We start from the raw sequence: 16,155 nt of genomic DNA on the forward strand, positions 1-16,155 counted from the left end.
GCTAGTTTCCAGTTGAAACTAACCCTGTGCCGCGCTGAGCGTGGCGGCTGCAACTCCTTCGAGCCGTAGCGGGCTGCAAAGGTACGAAGCATTTTACTATTCGCAAGAAAAAGAAGGAAAATTTTTCTCTTTCTTTTTCTGCCCCCCTTCCGATTGAAGCGGGCTGCAAAGGTAGAGAATTTATCTTCAATGTTCCAAATACAACAGCTGCTTTTTTGCAGACTATTTAATCAAAACCGCTCTCTACCAAGACTTTCAATTGGGCTACAAACTTACTGACTTTTTGCAAGCAGTTAATAAAAGCCAAAGATTTTTTCAGTTGCCCTTGCAACACTTCCTTTCGAAGCGGGCTGCAAAGATACTACTGTTGTTTTCTTGTTTCCAACTTCAGAACGCAACTTTTTTTGTTACTTCTCGTTGCCCGCTTCCATTCGATTCGGGAGTGCAAAAGTACGAGGGGTATTGTAGAATACAAGTAAAAGCTCTCCTTTTTTAGATCTAATGTTATTCAAAATCATTTTATCCATTGGTAATCAAGGCATTTAGTCTAATACAATCTGACACGAATACCTAATTTGCTTTATACAACAGCCTATAAACACAGTGGACCTAACTCATGATGAGTTAGGTCCACTGTGTTTATAGGCTGTCAAGCCTCTATTCGTCGATTCTTGTCACCTTGAATTCAGTACGACGATTTCTTTGATAGTCTTCCTCCGTCTTGGCCGCTTTAATTACTGGACGGCTTTCTCCATAGCCTTTGGCTGTGATACGCGACTTGTCTATGCCTTTAGACACAATGTAGCTCACAGCTGACTCTGCGCGCTTCTGTGATAAAGCCATGTTATAAGCATCCTTGCCGCGGGAATCCGTGTGGGAGCTGAGCTCGATTGTGATTTTGGGATTATCATTCAGTGTCTGAACAAGTTTGTCTAGCTCTACAGCAGCATCCGAGCGAATATCAGCCTTGTCATAGTCGTAGAAGATATTGTCTACTACAATGGCTTTATTCTTCACAATCTTACTCAGAGTTAGAGTTACTGGTATCCGCACGTCATTCATCGGATCTGGCAGGGCGTCCTGAGCAGGCTTGCGGCCAATGGTGCTGAGCGTGTTTCGAGCCGTGAAATAGCCATCCCGATCAGCAATGAGTGCATAGTTTGCAGCAGCTGTATCGAGTTTGATACTGAATTTGCCGTTTGCACTGGTGGTTACGTCTTGCAGCTTCTGCCCTTTCGCGTTGTAGAGCGTTACGATTTCCCCTGATATAGGTAGCGTTTCGCTAGTTTTATCATTACGCTCTACAACTGTTCCATCAACATAGAATGTAACAAGCTTAATGGGCTTCTCTCGGAACATGTATAGGTCATCAGAACCCTTACCACCCGCACGATTAGAAGAAAACACGCCCATCTTTTGCCCTGTAAAGAAAGGAGCAAAGTCATCGCCATTGCTATTGATGGGTGCACCGAGGTTTACGACCTTCCCTTTCTCAACTTTAAAGATATCTAACTTACCCAGGCCAGGGTGCCCATCGGACGAGAAATACAGGCTACCGTCGGGGGCAATGGTGGGGAAGTTTTCGTTGCCCGGTGTATTAATCTGTTCCCCGAGGTTTTCAGGAGCTGAGAAGCGACCAGGCGTTTCCATCGTAGCCTTATAGATGTCATTGCCTCCTAGGCCACCTTTACGAGTAGAAGTGAAATAGAGCGTTTGCCCATCTGGAGAAAACACAGGCGAAAACTCATCAGCAGTGCTACTATTTACTACTCGTAGAATTTCAGGCTCGGTCCAAGCTCCATTTTTATAATAAGACACCCACAGGTCTACACTGAGGTAGCCTTTCTTAGACCCATTATTAGAGCGCGCAAACACCATCATCTTGCCATCGGGCGAGTACGTGGCGCTGGCTTCGTGCTTGTCTTCGGAGTTAAAAATGGGCTCTAACTTACGTACGGCGCCGCCAGTCATTTTCTGAGCATCGTCGAACTTCACCGCGTAGAGGTTATTAAAGCCTTCCCCATTGCCCGCGTAGATTTTACTGTCGCGGCCCGAGGCAAACACTAGCTCCTTGGTATCGGGCTGGAGGGTAGCGCTAAAATCGGCAGACGGGGAGTTGACCTGGTCAAGGGCCATCACCTCGTTGTTGGTACGCATAGCTACGATAGAAGTGGCCATGCGAGCATTTTTAGCTTCCCCCTCGGCGCGAGCCGCGAGCGTGCGGTTTGTGCCGTTTTGTGCGTAGCTCTCTAATTGAGTGGCAGCTTCCTCAAACTTCCCGTTTGCTTTCAGCGCCTGACCATAATAGAAGCCAGCATCCGCATTCTTCACGCCCCCTGCAATAGCAGCTTTGTAGTAGTCTTCTGCCTGATCAAGACGATTAGACAATCGATAGGATTCTGCTACGCGGTAGTTCGATTGAGCAACGTTCTTTCCCTTTGCTACATCTGCCTTATATAAAGATATAGCCGTTTCATACTCGCCGCGGGCGAAACGCTTATCGGCTTTACTCACGCTGCCGGAGGTAGCGCAGCCGCTTAGCAGCGCAACAGAACCTACGGAGGCACATAGCAGAGTAAAGTTTTTCATGGCTTGAGAGAAACTAGGGTGGAAAGGATAGAGTGTGCTCACGGAAACGAATGGGAAGCTAATAATACTAAGTTTAGGTAGGATTTTAACCTGCATGGCCTTTTTGCCTAGGATTCAAAAGTAGCGCGCTAGCCACGTTGCTGCCGCTGGAGCAGGCCAAGCAGACTGTAGCTGACTATGGTGGTTGATGGTGTTATCGAAGTACAGCGTGCTGGGCTGAAGCGTACCGGCAGTTACTGCAGCGCGCAATTCCCGGCGGTCAAGCGACTTTACTTGCCCATCTATTAGAAAAGCCAACTGACTTTTCTCAAGCAACGAAACTTGCAACTGTTCTTCCAACGCCTTCACAAAACGAACCGAGGCGTCGATGGAACAGCCACTGGCGTCGGCTACCGCTTCGTCGAGTCCAATTACTAGGAACTGTTGGTGCAGGATAGTAGCGGAAGCTTGTAAGGTACGACCGTGACTCGTCCATTGGTCGGCAAAGTAGCGAAGCGCCGGCTGCGCTGTTTCTACCTCATCTAGGGTCAGAGGTCGGTTTGCTTGATAAATCCACAGCCGAGCCGTGGGGGCCAGCTGGTCGAAGGGAACATACATGCGCAGAGTAGCAGAAAGAGAACTAGAAAGCTATTTCGGCAATGTAAGAACGCCGAAATAGGTCACCTTATTTTCTGTAAAGAAACAGCCCCGTCGGTAAGTTCCGGCGGGGCTGCTATTCTATGTTCTTCACTAGGCTAGGCATTCAGGCCCTCAGCGGATGCAATCAACTCAGCCAGGTCGAATACCTGTACGTCTTGTTCCCGCTCTTTATTCTTTACTCCATCGGCCATCATGGTCATGCAAAATGGGCAAGCCACCGCTATGACGCTACCGCCCCGATTGGAGCCAGCGGGAAGTACAGGAGCCGTGCTTTCTACTCCCTGCAGGTTGAGAAGGACATCAGCATCTCCATCGAGCGTCGCTAGTGCCTCTTCGGCGCGTTCTATATTAACATCCTTCTTACCGGGCTCAGGCTCTTTCCACATCTGAGCGCCCCCAGCGCCACAGCAAAGCCCATTGGTTTTGCAGCGCTTCATTTCCAGCAGGTCGGCATCTAGCACTTCTAGTACTGCCCGTGGGGCCTCGTAGATATTGTTTGCACGGCCCAGGTAGCAGGAATCGTGGAAAGTAATGCGGCGGCCTTTGAAAGACTCTCCACCCTCGGCTTTCACACGGCCTTCATTGATTAACTGCTGCAGGAAGGTGCTATGGTGAATAACCTCATACTCTCCGCCTAGCGCGGGATACTCGTTCTTAATCGTGTTAAAACAGTGTGGGCACGCCGTCACTACCTTCTTGATACCGTAGCCATTGAGGGTAGTAATGTTCTGCATGGCCTGCATTTGGAAAAGAAACTCATTACCGGCCCGCTTTGCGGGGTCGCCGGTGCAGGTTTCCTCCATGCCCAGTACAGCGTAGTTAACACCTACGTGCTCTAGAATACGGACGAAAGCCCGCGTAACTCGCTTATATCGGTCATCAAAGGCACCAGCGCAGCCCACCCAAAACAATACTTCTGGGGTTTCGCCCCGGGCCGCCAGATCGGCCATCATCGGAACGGATACTTGACGTTTGGCAGTTTGCTCAGCCATTATAGCAGGTAATACTTGTCGAAGTGAGGTTAGAATACGGTGACTATGCTACCAGGGCAGCACAGGAACGCGGCCTTTTTAGGCCACCGTTGCGCTCTTATCGGCCACGTACAGATCATCGGCCCAGTTGAAGCGGTCCGATGGCGAGAAGGCCCAGGGAGCACCATTGTTCTCAATGTTGGAGAACATCACGTTCAGAGAATTTGGTGCCGCTGATTCTTCCAGTACTAAGAACCGACGCATCTCAATGATGCTTTCCAGCGGGTTGATATTCACTGGGCAGGCCTCAACGCAGGCATTACACGTAGTGCAAGCCCATAGCTCCTCCGGCGTGACGTAGCCCCGCAGCAATGTGTGGTTTTCTTTGTCTAGCTGCTCCTGGGGGTCGTGCTTAGCTTCCTTGCCGTACAGGTTAGGATTGAAGATAAGTGGCGAATTATACTTCTCCTCCATTCGGTCGCGCGTGTCCATGATGATTTTGCGCGGTGACAGGAGCTTGCCCGTGAGATTGGCAGGACACACCGATGTGCAGCGGCCGCACTCAGTGCAGGAATAGGCATGGAGTAGGTTGGTCCAAGCCAAGTCATTCACATCCTTGGCTCCGAAAGCAGTAGGCGCAGCCTCCGCACCCTCAGAAGCCGGTGGAGTAGGTACCTCGTACGTAGGATCCATCATGGCTTTCACTTCATGCGTGATGCTATCCACATTCGAGAACTGCCCTTGTGGCATCAGCCGCGAGAAGTACACGTTGGGGAAAGCCATGATAATATGGAAGTGCTTAGAGCTAGGCAGGTAGTTCAGGAAGCACAAAATTCCTACAATGTGAGCCCACCAGCCTACTCGCTCCAGCGCGTGTAAGGCCGTAGTATTTTCGGGTAATAGCCCAGTTAGAAACTGACTGATGGGAAAAGCACCCGGTAGGTCTTTCCCTTCCAGCTGATGAAGCTTCAGGTCGGCGGAGTTCATCAGGAACAGAGCGGCCATCAACGCTACCTCTATGTAGAGGATGATGTTTGCATCAAGCTTGGGCCAAGCACGCAACTCAGGACCCGTAAACCGACGAATACCTTTGACATTACGCCGCCACCAGAAAGCCGCTACGGCCAGAACTACCAGCGCACCTAGTATCTCGTTGGTACCCGTTAGGGCTGAGTATAACGGCCCCAAGAATTGCAGAACTCGGTGCGTGCCAAACAGACCGTCTATCAGGATTTCTATTACTTCAATATTGATGACAATGAAACCGACGTAAACTATCAGGTGGAGGATGGCTGGCGTTAGGCGCTTAAACATCTTCTGCTGACCGAAGGCCACCAATACTGTCTTCCAGAGACGTTCATTTACATGGCCGCTCATATCCCGGTCGCGCCCGACTAGAATATTGGCCCTAATCTTCCGTGCCTGCCAGATGAACAGACCGAAGCCCGCCACTGCTACTAGCAGGAAGAGAATGTTTTGGATGGAAAAGTGCACGGGAATTTGGGTAGGTTTGGAGTTTAAGCCGAAATATACTCGGTATGCATAACAAATTACAGCTTTTAGCTTTCTATGTTGCGCTCGAAATATTTTTTTTGCTTGACGCTTGCAGGTTGAGAAAGCTTTGCTACTTTTGTGCTCCCCAACGGCCACAACGCCTCCGGGGAACCACGAGCTGGTAATGTAGCTCAGTTGGTAGAGCACAGCACTGAAAATGCTGGTGTCGTTGGTTCGATTCCAACCATTACCACTAAAAGGCCCCTCATCTGGAATGAGGGGCCTTTTTGTTTTCAGCCTATTTTTCAAAATCAGGTTCGCCACACTGGATCAGCAGCGCACCTTCCTCTTTCGTTGGCGAGAAGTAGGCGTTCAAATAACTGTAGAGCCTTAACCCTGTGGCTTGAAACTTCCTAGCAACGCCATTGAAACTACGTTCAATTCCTGCCCTATCTGCTCGTTAGCAGTTTAAGCAAGTAGCAACCTATCTTGAAGATTGTAGTTTCTTTCGGTCCTATACTGGCTGCGTCCAATTAAGATGGCCATGTATAAATAGCTTATCCTAATTGGACGCAGTTATAAGAAACGCTAAATGCTCATGCCAGGAGGTAGTAGCTGGTCCACTATCCTAGCCTGGTAGTGCTGGATACAATGATCTGCGCCTTCTAGTTACTTGTCAAGCGTTGAAGTAGAGTTGACCTCTATAAGATGCGTACGGACTTCTTTTGCTTTTATTTGAGCAACTTTCGATGCAATACGCAATGTGTTAGGTGCAATTGCTCGTACGGCTTTATTATATTTTTTTACAAGAAACGACTTCTGGTTCAACCAGTAATACAGGTTAACACAACCTAAAGACATAGCAAGAAATACGACTATCCAGAACAGGTATGAAACTCCTGTTGTGTTGATCTTAGGAAAAAACAACAAAATAATATTACCGTAAAGAAATATAATAAAGGTATTCCCTCCATAATAACTTATAATCTCCTTTACTCGGTCACCAAGCCGTTTAGATATTAGCCAGGACACTACCCAGAATAATAAGAATGATATAATTCCAAAAGCGAAATACACATAGCTATTATGGGCTCGGTATGTTCTAGTAGATGCCATAATAACTATAAACTTAGCAAACCCAAGCTTTTGCATTTCTGCACCCACAGCTATTATAGAAGCTAGCACTAGTGCATACAAAAGCCAAGTCCTACCATCCCGATTCTTTACTCTAATATAGTTGGCAGTTAATCCACCGAATGTTATTAGCAATAGAGAATGAATAACGCTTGGTCCTATTTTATTTCCAACGCCAAAAATATTTTCCCCTAAGTGAGTAAATGGGTGAGGAAGTACAGAAAATTTACCCTTCATAATTTCTGCTATGGCAATTAGCCCCGCAACTAACAGCACTTCCGTGAGCACATTATACCGAAACCGAACCCACATCAAGATAAATACAAACGGAATCAAGAAGGTGTAATACTTGAATAGAAAAGCTTTACCCTCTTCATTGTATATAAATAACATTGTTCCTAAATACGTTTTAGGGGCGCCTCCTCCTTGTGTGAATATTGCCAGCCCGGCAAGAGTTATAAAGGCCAGATAACACACTATTGTCCTAGTCATCATTTTCTCAAGCACTACGGCTCCGCCCTTTTCTTTCCACACCTTAGCATATACGTACTCAATCATAAAGCCAAATATGATGAGTAAAGCGGGCATGGAAGAACGCGTAAGGGCAATATGATATGGCAGGTGAAAAATGCTTAGCTTCTTTTGTAAAGAAAGCTTATCAAGCTCATAGCCTGCCCCTTGCGAAATTCTAAAATGTGAAATCAATGCAAGCAACACGAAAAATAATCGAAGCAAGTCAAAGCTCTCAAGTCTTTTGGAGCTACTCATAACAGGAAATGTATTGAAAACAGAGTGGTTACTAAATAAGCAGAATACATGATCTACTACAATCATTAAATCACACACACTTAACAGTTATAACACAAGTATGAATTATACGCAGTATATAATATTATACTACTACACCATTAAATCATTAACATATCTACTCTTGGGCAAGCAATAATTATTAAATCAATCTAATTTTAATACAAGTATGATAATATCTTTCACAACGGCTACTATGCTAACAAAGCACTATGGCGCTGTCTTTTTCTAAAGCGGGGTTAAACGTAAACTTTATACAACAGTATTTCAAGCTCAGCCATAAAATCTGTAACACTCTATTGGCTTGATAAGCCAGTAGCACTTTTTTGGGCGCAACCACTAACACCTTATTTTTAAATCATTATGCCTTTTTGGCCATCATGGCACTCTGCATTTGAAAGACTATCTTTCTTACATGCCGAGCTCCTTCCATTTCGAAAGCACTTGCTTCTCTAATGCCGCCTGTACTGTAGTGTGTAGTTCAGCAGGCTATGTGCGACTGAACTGGACTGCCGCAGTTGCTAGCACCTTTGCTTTGCAGCAAGTGTATGAGCAAACGACGCTTGCTATGCAGCGCTTAGGTTTGAACAAGATTTTGAGTAACCACGCCCATCGACGCCCGATTTCAGCTGAAATGCAGCAATGGTTGGCAGAAGTGTGGGTACCCAAAGCCATCCACGATGCGAACTACGGTTACTGCGCCATTGTGGAAAGCGAAGAAGCCCTGACCCGCTTAGCAGTTCGGGCAGTGGGCACAGTGGTTGGCAAACAAATTTCTTTTCGGTACTTCAACACGGTAGCGGAGGCCGAGGAGTGGTTGACCGCGCAATAAGAACGTTTTAGCTGCACACCACATGATTACTGACGTACATCGCGCTGAGCGCTTGCCTACAGTTATCTACCCCGACTCGGAACAAGCGGCCATTGCAGTTGCCCGCCAAATAGCAGATTTGATTCGCCAGTGTGAAACAGAGGGTCGGCCGTGTGTACTAGGTCTAGCTACGGGCTCTACTCCTACTCGGCTATACGAGGAACTAGTGTACTTGCACCAGCACGACGGACTGAGCTTTCGCAATGTTGTCACCTTTAATCTAGATGAGTACTACCCTATGGCGCCCGACTCGTTGCAGAGTTACGTGCGCTTTATGCACGAGTACCTGTTTGACCACATCGATATTCCGACTGCTCAAATCCATATTCCCGATGGGACCATTCCTCAGGCAGAAGTGAATGCGTTTTGCCAGCGCTACGAGGAGCAGATTCGGGCTGTAGGCGGCATCGACTTACAGGTACTGGGCATTGGCCGCACGGGTCACATTGGCTTTAATGAGCCGGGTTCAGGCTTGGGCTCCCGTACCCGCCTCATTACCCTCGACCACATCACCCGCACCGATGCAGCCTCCGACTTCTATGGGGAGGAGAACGTGCCACGAAGAGCTATTACCATGGGGGTAGGCACCATTCTGGAAGCCCGGCAGATTGTACTACTAGCCTGGGGCGAAGGCAAGGCTGCCGTAGTAAAACGCATGGTGGAAGGCGACATGACTGATTCGGTTCCCGCAACCTATTTGCAACAGCACGCCCACGTGCAGGTGGTGCTAGACCAAGCCGCTGGCGCGGAGCTAACCCGAACTAAGACCCCGTGGCTAGTCGGGGCTCAGCTAGACTGGACGAACGATGCACAAGTACGAAAAGCTGTAATAAGCCTAGCCCGAGCCCTACAAAAGCCTATCCTGAAACTTACCGACCAAGAATACAACGAACACGGGCTTTCAGAGCTGCTCGCTCAATCTGGCTTGGCATACAACATCAATATCAAGGTCTTTAATCAGTTACAACGTACCATTACGGGGTGGCCGGGTGGTAAGCCCCACGCAGATGACACCAACCGCCCTGAGCGGGCGACTCCATTTCCGAAGCGCATTCTGATCTTTTCTCCTCACCCCGACGACGACGTAATTTCGATGGGGGGCACTCTACTCCGGCTTGTCGATCAGGGCCATGAGGTGCACGTAGCCTACCAGACCTCCGGCAACATTGCGGTGTTTGATGATGAGGCTATTCGGTTTGCTGAGTTTGTAGCTGAGTACGACGAAGCTTTCCGCCTTGACGATCAACCAGCTAGCACGCTGTATCAGCGAGTTACGGAGTTTCTAAAAAACAAGGCGCCTGGCCAAGTAGACTCCGACGAGGTGCAACAGATAAAAGGGCTTATTCGCCGAGGTGAAGCCAAGAGTGCCTGCCGCTATGCGGGCATTCCAGACGAGCAGGTACATTTCCTCAACTTGCCTTTCTATGAGACTGGACGAGTACGCAAAAAGCCTATTGGCGAAGAGGATATTCGCCTGACCATTGAGCTACTTAACCAAGTGCAGCCGCAGCAAGTGTATGCGGCCGGCGATTTATCGGACCCGCACGGCACGCACCGGGTATGCCTGGCAGCAATTTTTGAAGCTATCCACCGGTTAAAAGCCACCGACACAGCATGGCTACAGCACTGCTGGGTATGGCTATACCGCGGGGCTTGGCAAGAGTGGGACATTGACCAGATTGAAATGGCAGTGCCGCTTTCGCCCCAAGAACTTACGCGCAAGCGCCGTGCTATCTTCAAACACCAGTCGCAGAAAGACCGACCACTGTTCCCAGGAGCCGACCAACGGGAATTTTGGCAGCGGGCCGAGGAGCGCAACCGCACAACGGCTCAACTCTACGATTTACTAGGCCTACCGGAGTATGAAGCTATTGAGGCGTTTGTGCGCTGGCACTTTTAGCTGATGTAGTAGGCGCAAACTTCTTCTTAAGACGCTGTGGGACTACTGGAGTACATAGCTTCTGCCGGATAGTATCCGCTAGGTGATATCCTTGTACCGTTGCCCGCCGAAAGAACTCGCATGCTTCCTGGGTAGCGCCTTCTTGTTGCGCCACCCGGCCCAGAAGAAAATATACCTGACCGCTCCGGGGCGTAATTGTCAACACCTGCCAGTAGTCGGCGCGAGCAGCCCCGAAATCCTGTAGCTTGTAGTGTGCCAGCCCCCGGTACAACAGCATGCGCGCCATCAGGGTGGGTGCTGTTGTGTGGCGCAGGCCTGCCGAAAAGGTGCGAGTAGCCGCCCTAAACTGCCGCTGCCGGAATAATAAATTTTCGCCCTGGGCTAGCCAGGCGCGCGCCAGCGTAGTATCCAGAGCCAAAGCCCGGGCAAAATACTCTTGGGCCGACTTAGGGTGGGCAAGGGCCTTATGGCATTGACCAATGCGCAGCAACAGGGTCGCACGCTCAGTTTTGGAAGTAGTTTCACGCAGGGCCGCTAAGTAGTCGGCCCGAGCTGCAGTGTAGTTGTGATACACAAACTGCTCTACCTCACCACGGCGCCGCAGGGCTTTCAGGTAAGTGGGCTTGAAGTGCAGCGCTTCCGTGAAAAAGCTATGGGCCGTACTCCACTCACTTCTGGAGTATGCCTCTACCCCATCTTGGTAGTTGCTTACTGCCGTGACGTGGTCCATGGTAACCTTCACGGAAAGCATGAATACCAGCAGCCCAAATACAATCAAGGAAGTCAGCCAGTAGTCGCGACGCGTGAATTTTGGGCGCTGCTTGGGTATAGTCCGATAGTGCCGCTCGGCGGAAGCGGCTGGCCGGCGCGTACGCAAGGGTGCGGGGGGCGGCATGGGCACCCCGTATAAATGTTGAGTTTGATTCTGAAACTGCTGCCGACGACGTAGCTCTTCGGCACGGCGGACAGCGAGTTGCAGCTGATAATCATACTGGGCGCGGCGCCCTACATCTCCCAAAACATGGTAGGCCGCGGCTACAGCCTTGAATAAGTCCTCATACAGGGCATTGCCGCCGTGCTTATCTGGATGATACTGCACAGCAAGCCGTTTGTAAGCTACTTTAATCTCTTGGGCCGTCGCAGTAGCCGGGACCCCCAGTACCTGATAGTAGTTCTGGCTCAAAATAGGGCAGTATAAGGTAAAAGTACGTCAATTTTCAGACACGCCGCTGCCTTTTCCGTAAGAAGGGGCTACCTGAAAAGCTAGCGCAGTCGCCGCTTTCTGACGTCTGTAACTGTAATATTGTTCCCCATCAATTTACTCCCACGTATGGGCCTCTTCTCCACCGACGACGACGATACCAAAACGCCCCGTACCGATAATATTATTGGTAATGTGAAAGGCTACCTTGACACCCGGATTGACCTGGTGCGCCTAGAAGTGCAAGAGAAGGCGAAAGTTGCCTTAGTCGGTACGCTGCACGGCGTTGCCATGGCAGCCATTGGCCTTTTCTTCTTCATCTTCCTGAACTTGTTTATTGCCCTGCTTCTCAACGATGTGTTGGACAGCCCATTCTGGGGGTTCGGCATCGTAGCAGCTTTCTACCTAGTGTTGCTCATCATTTTTGTGGTGGGAGTTGATAAGAAGCTGTTCCAAGGTTTGGCAGACAAGCTGATGAACAACACTATTTACAAATCTGACAAACGCCAAGCTTAACCTAGTATATGGCCGATCTGCACAACCCCTTGTTTGAGGACGAAAAGGAGTTTCTGGAACGTCAGAAGCTGGAGTATGAGCGCGCCCTGATGGGTGACGTCGAAGAAATCAAAGCAAAAACCCAGGAGGTGAGCAAGTATGTAGCCATTGGCGCCGGCGTTTTGGGTGGCATTTGGTTACTCTCGAAAGCCTTTGGTGGCAAGAAGAAGCACGCTGAACTCGGCAACGACAAAGAGTACGAGCGTCACCGCTTGCACCAGGCAAGTCGTCCCCGGCGCCCGCTGGCTTCTACTACTGTGGATACCTCCGTAGCGGACGATCTTGGTTTTGGGGCTGGCCATCACCAGCAAGACCGGGGCCAGACTAGAGCGTACACTGGCTCTTCTACCGGCTTCTCCAACGCCTATACCAACGACAGCGACCCATTTGCTCCGGCACCTGCGCAGGGCTATACAGGACGGTACCCTATTGCTAGCTACCGCGGTACCCAGGCCACCGAGGAATCTTCGTCGGTGGTAGCCTCTGCTTTCAAAACTTTCCTGCAGTCTGACACAGGTAAGATGCTAGTGGCGCAGGCTTCGGCTGTTCTCATGGCTTACGTAGCAAAGAAAGCCAGCGAGTATTTACCAATCCTTAAAAATCCCGACCTTGCATCTTCTGGCCCCGTTCATGCGGAGCCCGAAACCAAGGATATTGAATTTACTTTCCACGACGACGCGGATGCGCCTCACTACTCTCTATGAAACTCTAAGCAAACGCCGAGCCCACGGCCAGAAGTCGCTGGCGGTCTTGCTAGACCCCGACCATCTGGACGAGACTAGTTGTCGGCATTTGCTTGAGCTAAGTGAGCAGCATACAGTAGATTACTTTTTTGTGGGTGGCAGCTTGGTGATGAATTCTCGCCAGGCTGCCCTCATTCGTTTAATAAAATCTCACTCATCTGTGCCGGTGCTGCTGTTTCCTAGCCACAGCTTGCACCTAGATGACCAAGCCGACGGCATTCTATTGCTGTCGCTGATATCGGGCCGCAACCCTGAGTTCCTAATTGGACAGCATGTTATTGCAGCGCCCCTACTACGCCAAAGTAACCTGCAAATTCTGCCTACGGGCTATATGCTAGTAGATACCGGCCGGCAAACTACTGCCAGCTACATGAGTGGTACCACACCGCTTCCGCACGATAAACCGGCCATTGCTGCATGCACGGCTATGGCCGGTGAGCAGCTAGGCTTGCGTTTGATGTACTTGGATGGTGGTAGCGGTGCCATGTATCCCGTTTCTGCGGCCATGATTCGGGCCGTACGCCAAGCGGTAGAAGTTCCTATCATTGTAGGGGGCGGTATCAACACAACCGAAAAAGCCCAGGCTGCCCTGGCTGCTGGCGCCGACGTTGTTGTTGTGGGCAATCAGATAGAGAAAGACCCTGGGTTCTTAGCCGACATGTCGGGGATAGTTCGCAGCTTCAACAGCTCCCGTATCACAGCTGATTTGTCCGACTAGTTTAGCAGCTACGTAGGAAGTCATCCATACAGAGAAAGCCCCGCTTTAGGCGGGGCTTTCTCTGTATGGATGACTTCCTACTTCTTTACCTAGAAGCAGTCCTGCATCAGTTAGATGTTCATGGCGGATTCGCGGCGGCGCATTTTGCCAGCTGGAATTCCGAACATCATCTTGAAACGGCGGCAGAAATAAGCTGTGTCCTTGTAACCTACTTCCTTACCAATGTCGCGGATGCTTTTCTTGGTAGTGCGGAGCAGGAATACAGCACGCTCCATGCGCTGGTATTCAATGTAGTCTTGCGGGTTAATACCGGTCAGCATTTTGAAGTACTGACCTACATAGTCCTCGCTCACGTTAGCCACTCCCGACAACACCTTGTTAGACAAGTCGCCGCCGATGTTCTCCTTGATGTAGTTGAAAAGATCAATGAGGCGAGGGTCCTTGAAGTAGGTGCTGTTGGTAGCCAGCTGCTCCACAAACATCTTGTTCTTTAGGATGTAGCGCACAATCTCTACTACGATGTTCTCGGTGTAGATTGTGATGAGACGCTCCCGACCTGGCAATTCTTGCAAGCTCTCTTCCACCACCTTAATGATGAGGTTAGCCAGCTTGGAGTTGTTCGAGATGAGGAACGCAGGTACGTCCAGTGAAGCAAAGAAGTTCACTGAATCGAACACCTTGGCTTCGAAGCTTACAAAGGAGTGGCTTTCTTCAGCATCACCAATGAGGTCAAGATCCATATTGGAATGGAAAAACTTGTCCTTATTGCTAATGAGGTCGTCGTTGGTGATACTCTTCGAGGAAGTTTCACCATAGGTAACTTTTGTAGCACGGCCACCGGGAATAAATAACATCTCCCCCTCTTCTACCACCTGCTCCTCATCACCAAAAGAAATCCGTCCTTTGTGCAACAAAATCAGGTTGTTGCCAACGTCATAGGAGTTGCGTACCGTAAACGGCTGCTGCAACACTAAATTTTTCGCCTTGATGTATCGCACACCAAGCGACTCTATCACTTTATTATAATCTTCCATCTATTGGGTGGTTTGGGTGCACTTCATAAACAAAGGAAATAGTACCTCCGACTTACGTAATGCAAAATAACATATAAAAATTCACAAAAACGAAAACCCAGTCGTTTTTCGACTGGGTTTAATGCAATATTTCTGAATTTTAGGCTATTCTAAACTTACTTTAGGATTTCGCGTGAGATTACAATTTTCTGAATCTCAGAGGTTCCCTCGTAGATCTGCGTGATTTTGGCATCACGCATCAATCGCTCTACATGATATTCTTTTACAAAGCCATACCCACCATGAATTTGTACAGCTTCAACGGCCGTGTCCATGGCAGTTTTTGAAGCAAACAGCTTGGCCATAGCACCGGATTTAGCATAATCTTGATGCGCATCTTTGTCGTGAGCAGCTTGTAGGCAGAGCAAGCGAGCAGCATCAATGTTGGTGGCCATATCCGCGAGCTTGAACTGGATAGCTTGGTGCTGCGAAATAGGAACACCAAAAGCCTTACGCTCTTTGGCATACTTCAACGACAATTCATACGCACCCGAGGCAATACCAAGCGCTTGGGCAGCAATACCAATACGGCCGCCAGCTAGAACCTGCATGGCGAATTTGAAGCCAAAGCCATCATCCCCAATGCGGTTTTCTTTCGGCACCTTCACGTCGTTGAACAGCAAAGAGCACGTGTCGGAGCCACGAATGCCGAGCTTATTTTCCTTAGGCCCCGTCTGGAAGCCTTCCATCCCCTTCTCCACGATGAGCACGTTGATGCCGCGGTGCTTTAGCTCAGGGTTTGTTTGGGCAACTACTAGGTATACGGAGGCCGTGGTACCGTTCGTAATCCAGTTTTTGGTGCCGTTTAGTAGGTAATAATCGCCCTTGTCTTCCGCCGTAGTGCTTTGGCTGGTAGCGTCCGATCCAGCTTCGGGCTCAGAAAGGGCAAAGGCTCCTATTATCTCTCCCGTAGTGAGGCGCGTCAAGTACTTTTGCTTCTGCTCCTCGGTGCCGTATTTCTCAAGCCCCCAGCATACAAGGGAGTTGTTTACGGACATGATAACTGAGCAGGAGGCGTCTACCTTGCTGATTTCCTCCATAGCCAGCACGTAGCTCACCGTGTCCATGCCTCCGCCGCCATATTCGGCGCTAACCATCATACCGAGGAAGCCTAGCTCCCCCATTTTCTTGATTTGTTCGGCAGGAAATTTTTGGTGTTCATCACGCTCAATAACACCGGCCCAAAGTTCATTTTGAGCGAAATCACGAGCGGCGGCCTGCACAGCCAATTGTTCTTCAGTGAGCTGAAAATCCATGTGAAAAGGGTGGGGTGGTGGGAATATTCTCTACTGGCCGGTGGGCGGCCACGCTCAAAATTACGTTTTAGCCCGCGCAGAAAAAGTGCGCATGCCGAATTTCTTTTCTCCGCAACATCCTATTACGGATAGGAAGTTCGTTGTATTGGCTTGATGGTACGCGCCCAAGGGCTGCCCAGATACGCAAAACTGCCGCCCCGAAGA

At 49.5% G+C, this 16,155-nt stretch carries 13 protein-coding genes and 1 tRNA gene; 6 read left to right on the plus strand and 8 right to left on the minus strand.

Annotated features, from left to right (window positions below):
- Positions 1-657 precede the first annotated feature (657 nt).
- The 4 genes from CHB83_RS07190 to CHB83_RS07205 form a co-directional block, all read right to left on the minus strand.
- Positions 658-2,589, minus strand: coding sequence for an OmpA family protein (locus tag CHB83_RS07190; protein WP_089332151.1), 1,932 nt, complete (start codon positions 2,587-2,589; stop codon positions 658-660).
- 114 nt (positions 2,590-2,703) lie between these two features.
- Positions 2,704-3,186 carry a hypothetical protein gene (locus CHB83_RS07195; RefSeq protein ID WP_089332152.1) on the minus strand — a complete coding sequence of 161 codons (483 nt, stop codon included), beginning with the start codon at positions 3,184-3,186 and terminating at the stop codon, positions 2,704-2,706.
- 137 nt (positions 3,187-3,323) lie between these two features.
- Positions 3,324-4,178: a (Fe-S)-binding protein gene (locus tag CHB83_RS07200; RefSeq protein WP_045689802.1), complete on the minus strand. Its 855-nt coding sequence runs from the start codon at positions 4,176-4,178 to the stop codon at positions 3,324-3,326.
- A gap of 120 nt (positions 4,179-4,298) precedes the next feature.
- On the minus strand, positions 4,299-5,693 hold the full coding sequence (locus tag CHB83_RS07205) for a (Fe-S)-binding protein (RefSeq protein WP_143437030.1): 1,395 nt from the start codon (positions 5,691-5,693) through the stop codon (positions 4,299-4,301).
- Positions 5,694-5,873: 180 nt separating this feature from the next.
- On the opposite strand from CHB83_RS07205, the gene CHB83_RS07210 reads away from it, so the two are divergent.
- A tRNA-Phe gene (locus tag CHB83_RS07210) sits at positions 5,874-5,946 on the plus strand.
- Between the two features lie 416 nt (positions 5,947-6,362).
- Here CHB83_RS07210 and CHB83_RS07215 read toward each other — a convergent pair.
- The gene (locus CHB83_RS07215) at positions 6,363-7,595 is read right to left on the minus strand and encodes a hypothetical protein (RefSeq protein ID WP_089332154.1); all 1,233 of its coding nucleotides are present in this window, start codon (positions 7,593-7,595) and stop codon (positions 6,363-6,365) included.
- Between the two features lie 532 nt (positions 7,596-8,127).
- Between CHB83_RS07215 and CHB83_RS07220 the strand changes: the two genes are divergently transcribed.
- On the plus strand, positions 8,128-8,466 hold the full coding sequence (locus tag CHB83_RS07220) for a hypothetical protein (protein ID WP_179225479.1): 339 nt from the start codon (positions 8,128-8,130) through the stop codon (positions 8,464-8,466).
- 22 nt (positions 8,467-8,488) lie between these two features.
- Positions 8,489-10,405, plus strand: coding sequence for a glucosamine-6-phosphate deaminase (gene nagB / locus CHB83_RS07225; RefSeq protein ID WP_089332155.1), 1,917 nt, complete (start codon positions 8,489-8,491; stop codon positions 10,403-10,405).
- On the opposite strand, the gene CHB83_RS07230 is transcribed toward nagB, so the two are convergent.
- The gene (locus tag CHB83_RS07230) at positions 10,374-11,588 is read right to left on the minus strand and encodes a J domain-containing protein (protein ID WP_143437032.1); all 1,215 of its coding nucleotides are present in this window, start codon (positions 11,586-11,588) and stop codon (positions 10,374-10,376) included. The two genes, nagB and CHB83_RS07230, sit on opposite strands and share 32 nt — an antisense overlap.
- A gap of 147 nt (positions 11,589-11,735) precedes the next feature.
- Between CHB83_RS07230 and CHB83_RS07235 the strand changes: the two genes are divergently transcribed.
- From CHB83_RS07235 to CHB83_RS07245, 3 genes are read left to right on the plus strand one after another with little or no spacing between them, the layout of a single operon-like run.
- Complete coding sequence (locus CHB83_RS07235; protein ID WP_045689794.1) at positions 11,736-12,122, plus strand: phage holin family protein; 387 nt, start codon at positions 11,736-11,738, stop codon at positions 12,120-12,122.
- 8 nt (positions 12,123-12,130) lie between these two features.
- Positions 12,131-12,865 (plus strand): hypothetical protein, encoded by a 735-nt coding sequence (locus CHB83_RS07240; RefSeq protein WP_089332157.1) that lies wholly within the window; start codon positions 12,131-12,133, stop codon positions 12,863-12,865.
- Positions 12,843-13,622: a geranylgeranylglyceryl/heptaprenylglyceryl phosphate synthase gene (locus tag CHB83_RS07245; RefSeq protein ID WP_089332158.1), complete on the plus strand. Its 780-nt coding sequence runs from the start codon at positions 12,843-12,845 to the stop codon at positions 13,620-13,622. The genes CHB83_RS07240 and CHB83_RS07245 overlap by 23 nt, the downstream gene beginning before the upstream one ends.
- A gap of 110 nt (positions 13,623-13,732) precedes the next feature.
- Here CHB83_RS07245 and CHB83_RS07250 read toward each other — a convergent pair whose 3' ends face one another.
- Together CHB83_RS07250 and CHB83_RS07255 are read right to left on the minus strand one after the other, a co-directional pair.
- The gene (locus CHB83_RS07250; RefSeq protein ID WP_045689040.1) at positions 13,733-14,656 is read right to left on the minus strand and encodes a helix-turn-helix domain-containing protein; all 924 of its coding nucleotides are present in this window, start codon (positions 14,654-14,656) and stop codon (positions 13,733-13,735) included.
- Between the two features lie 155 nt (positions 14,657-14,811).
- Complete coding sequence (locus tag CHB83_RS07255) at positions 14,812-15,951, minus strand: acyl-CoA dehydrogenase (RefSeq protein WP_089332159.1); 1,140 nt, start codon at positions 15,949-15,951, stop codon at positions 14,812-14,814.
- Positions 15,952-16,155: the final 204 nt, after the last annotated feature.

The organism is Hymenobacter mucosus (genome assembly GCF_900188255.1).
GTDB classification, from domain to species: Bacteria; Bacteroidota; Bacteroidia; order Cytophagales; family Hymenobacteraceae; genus Hymenobacter; species Hymenobacter mucosus.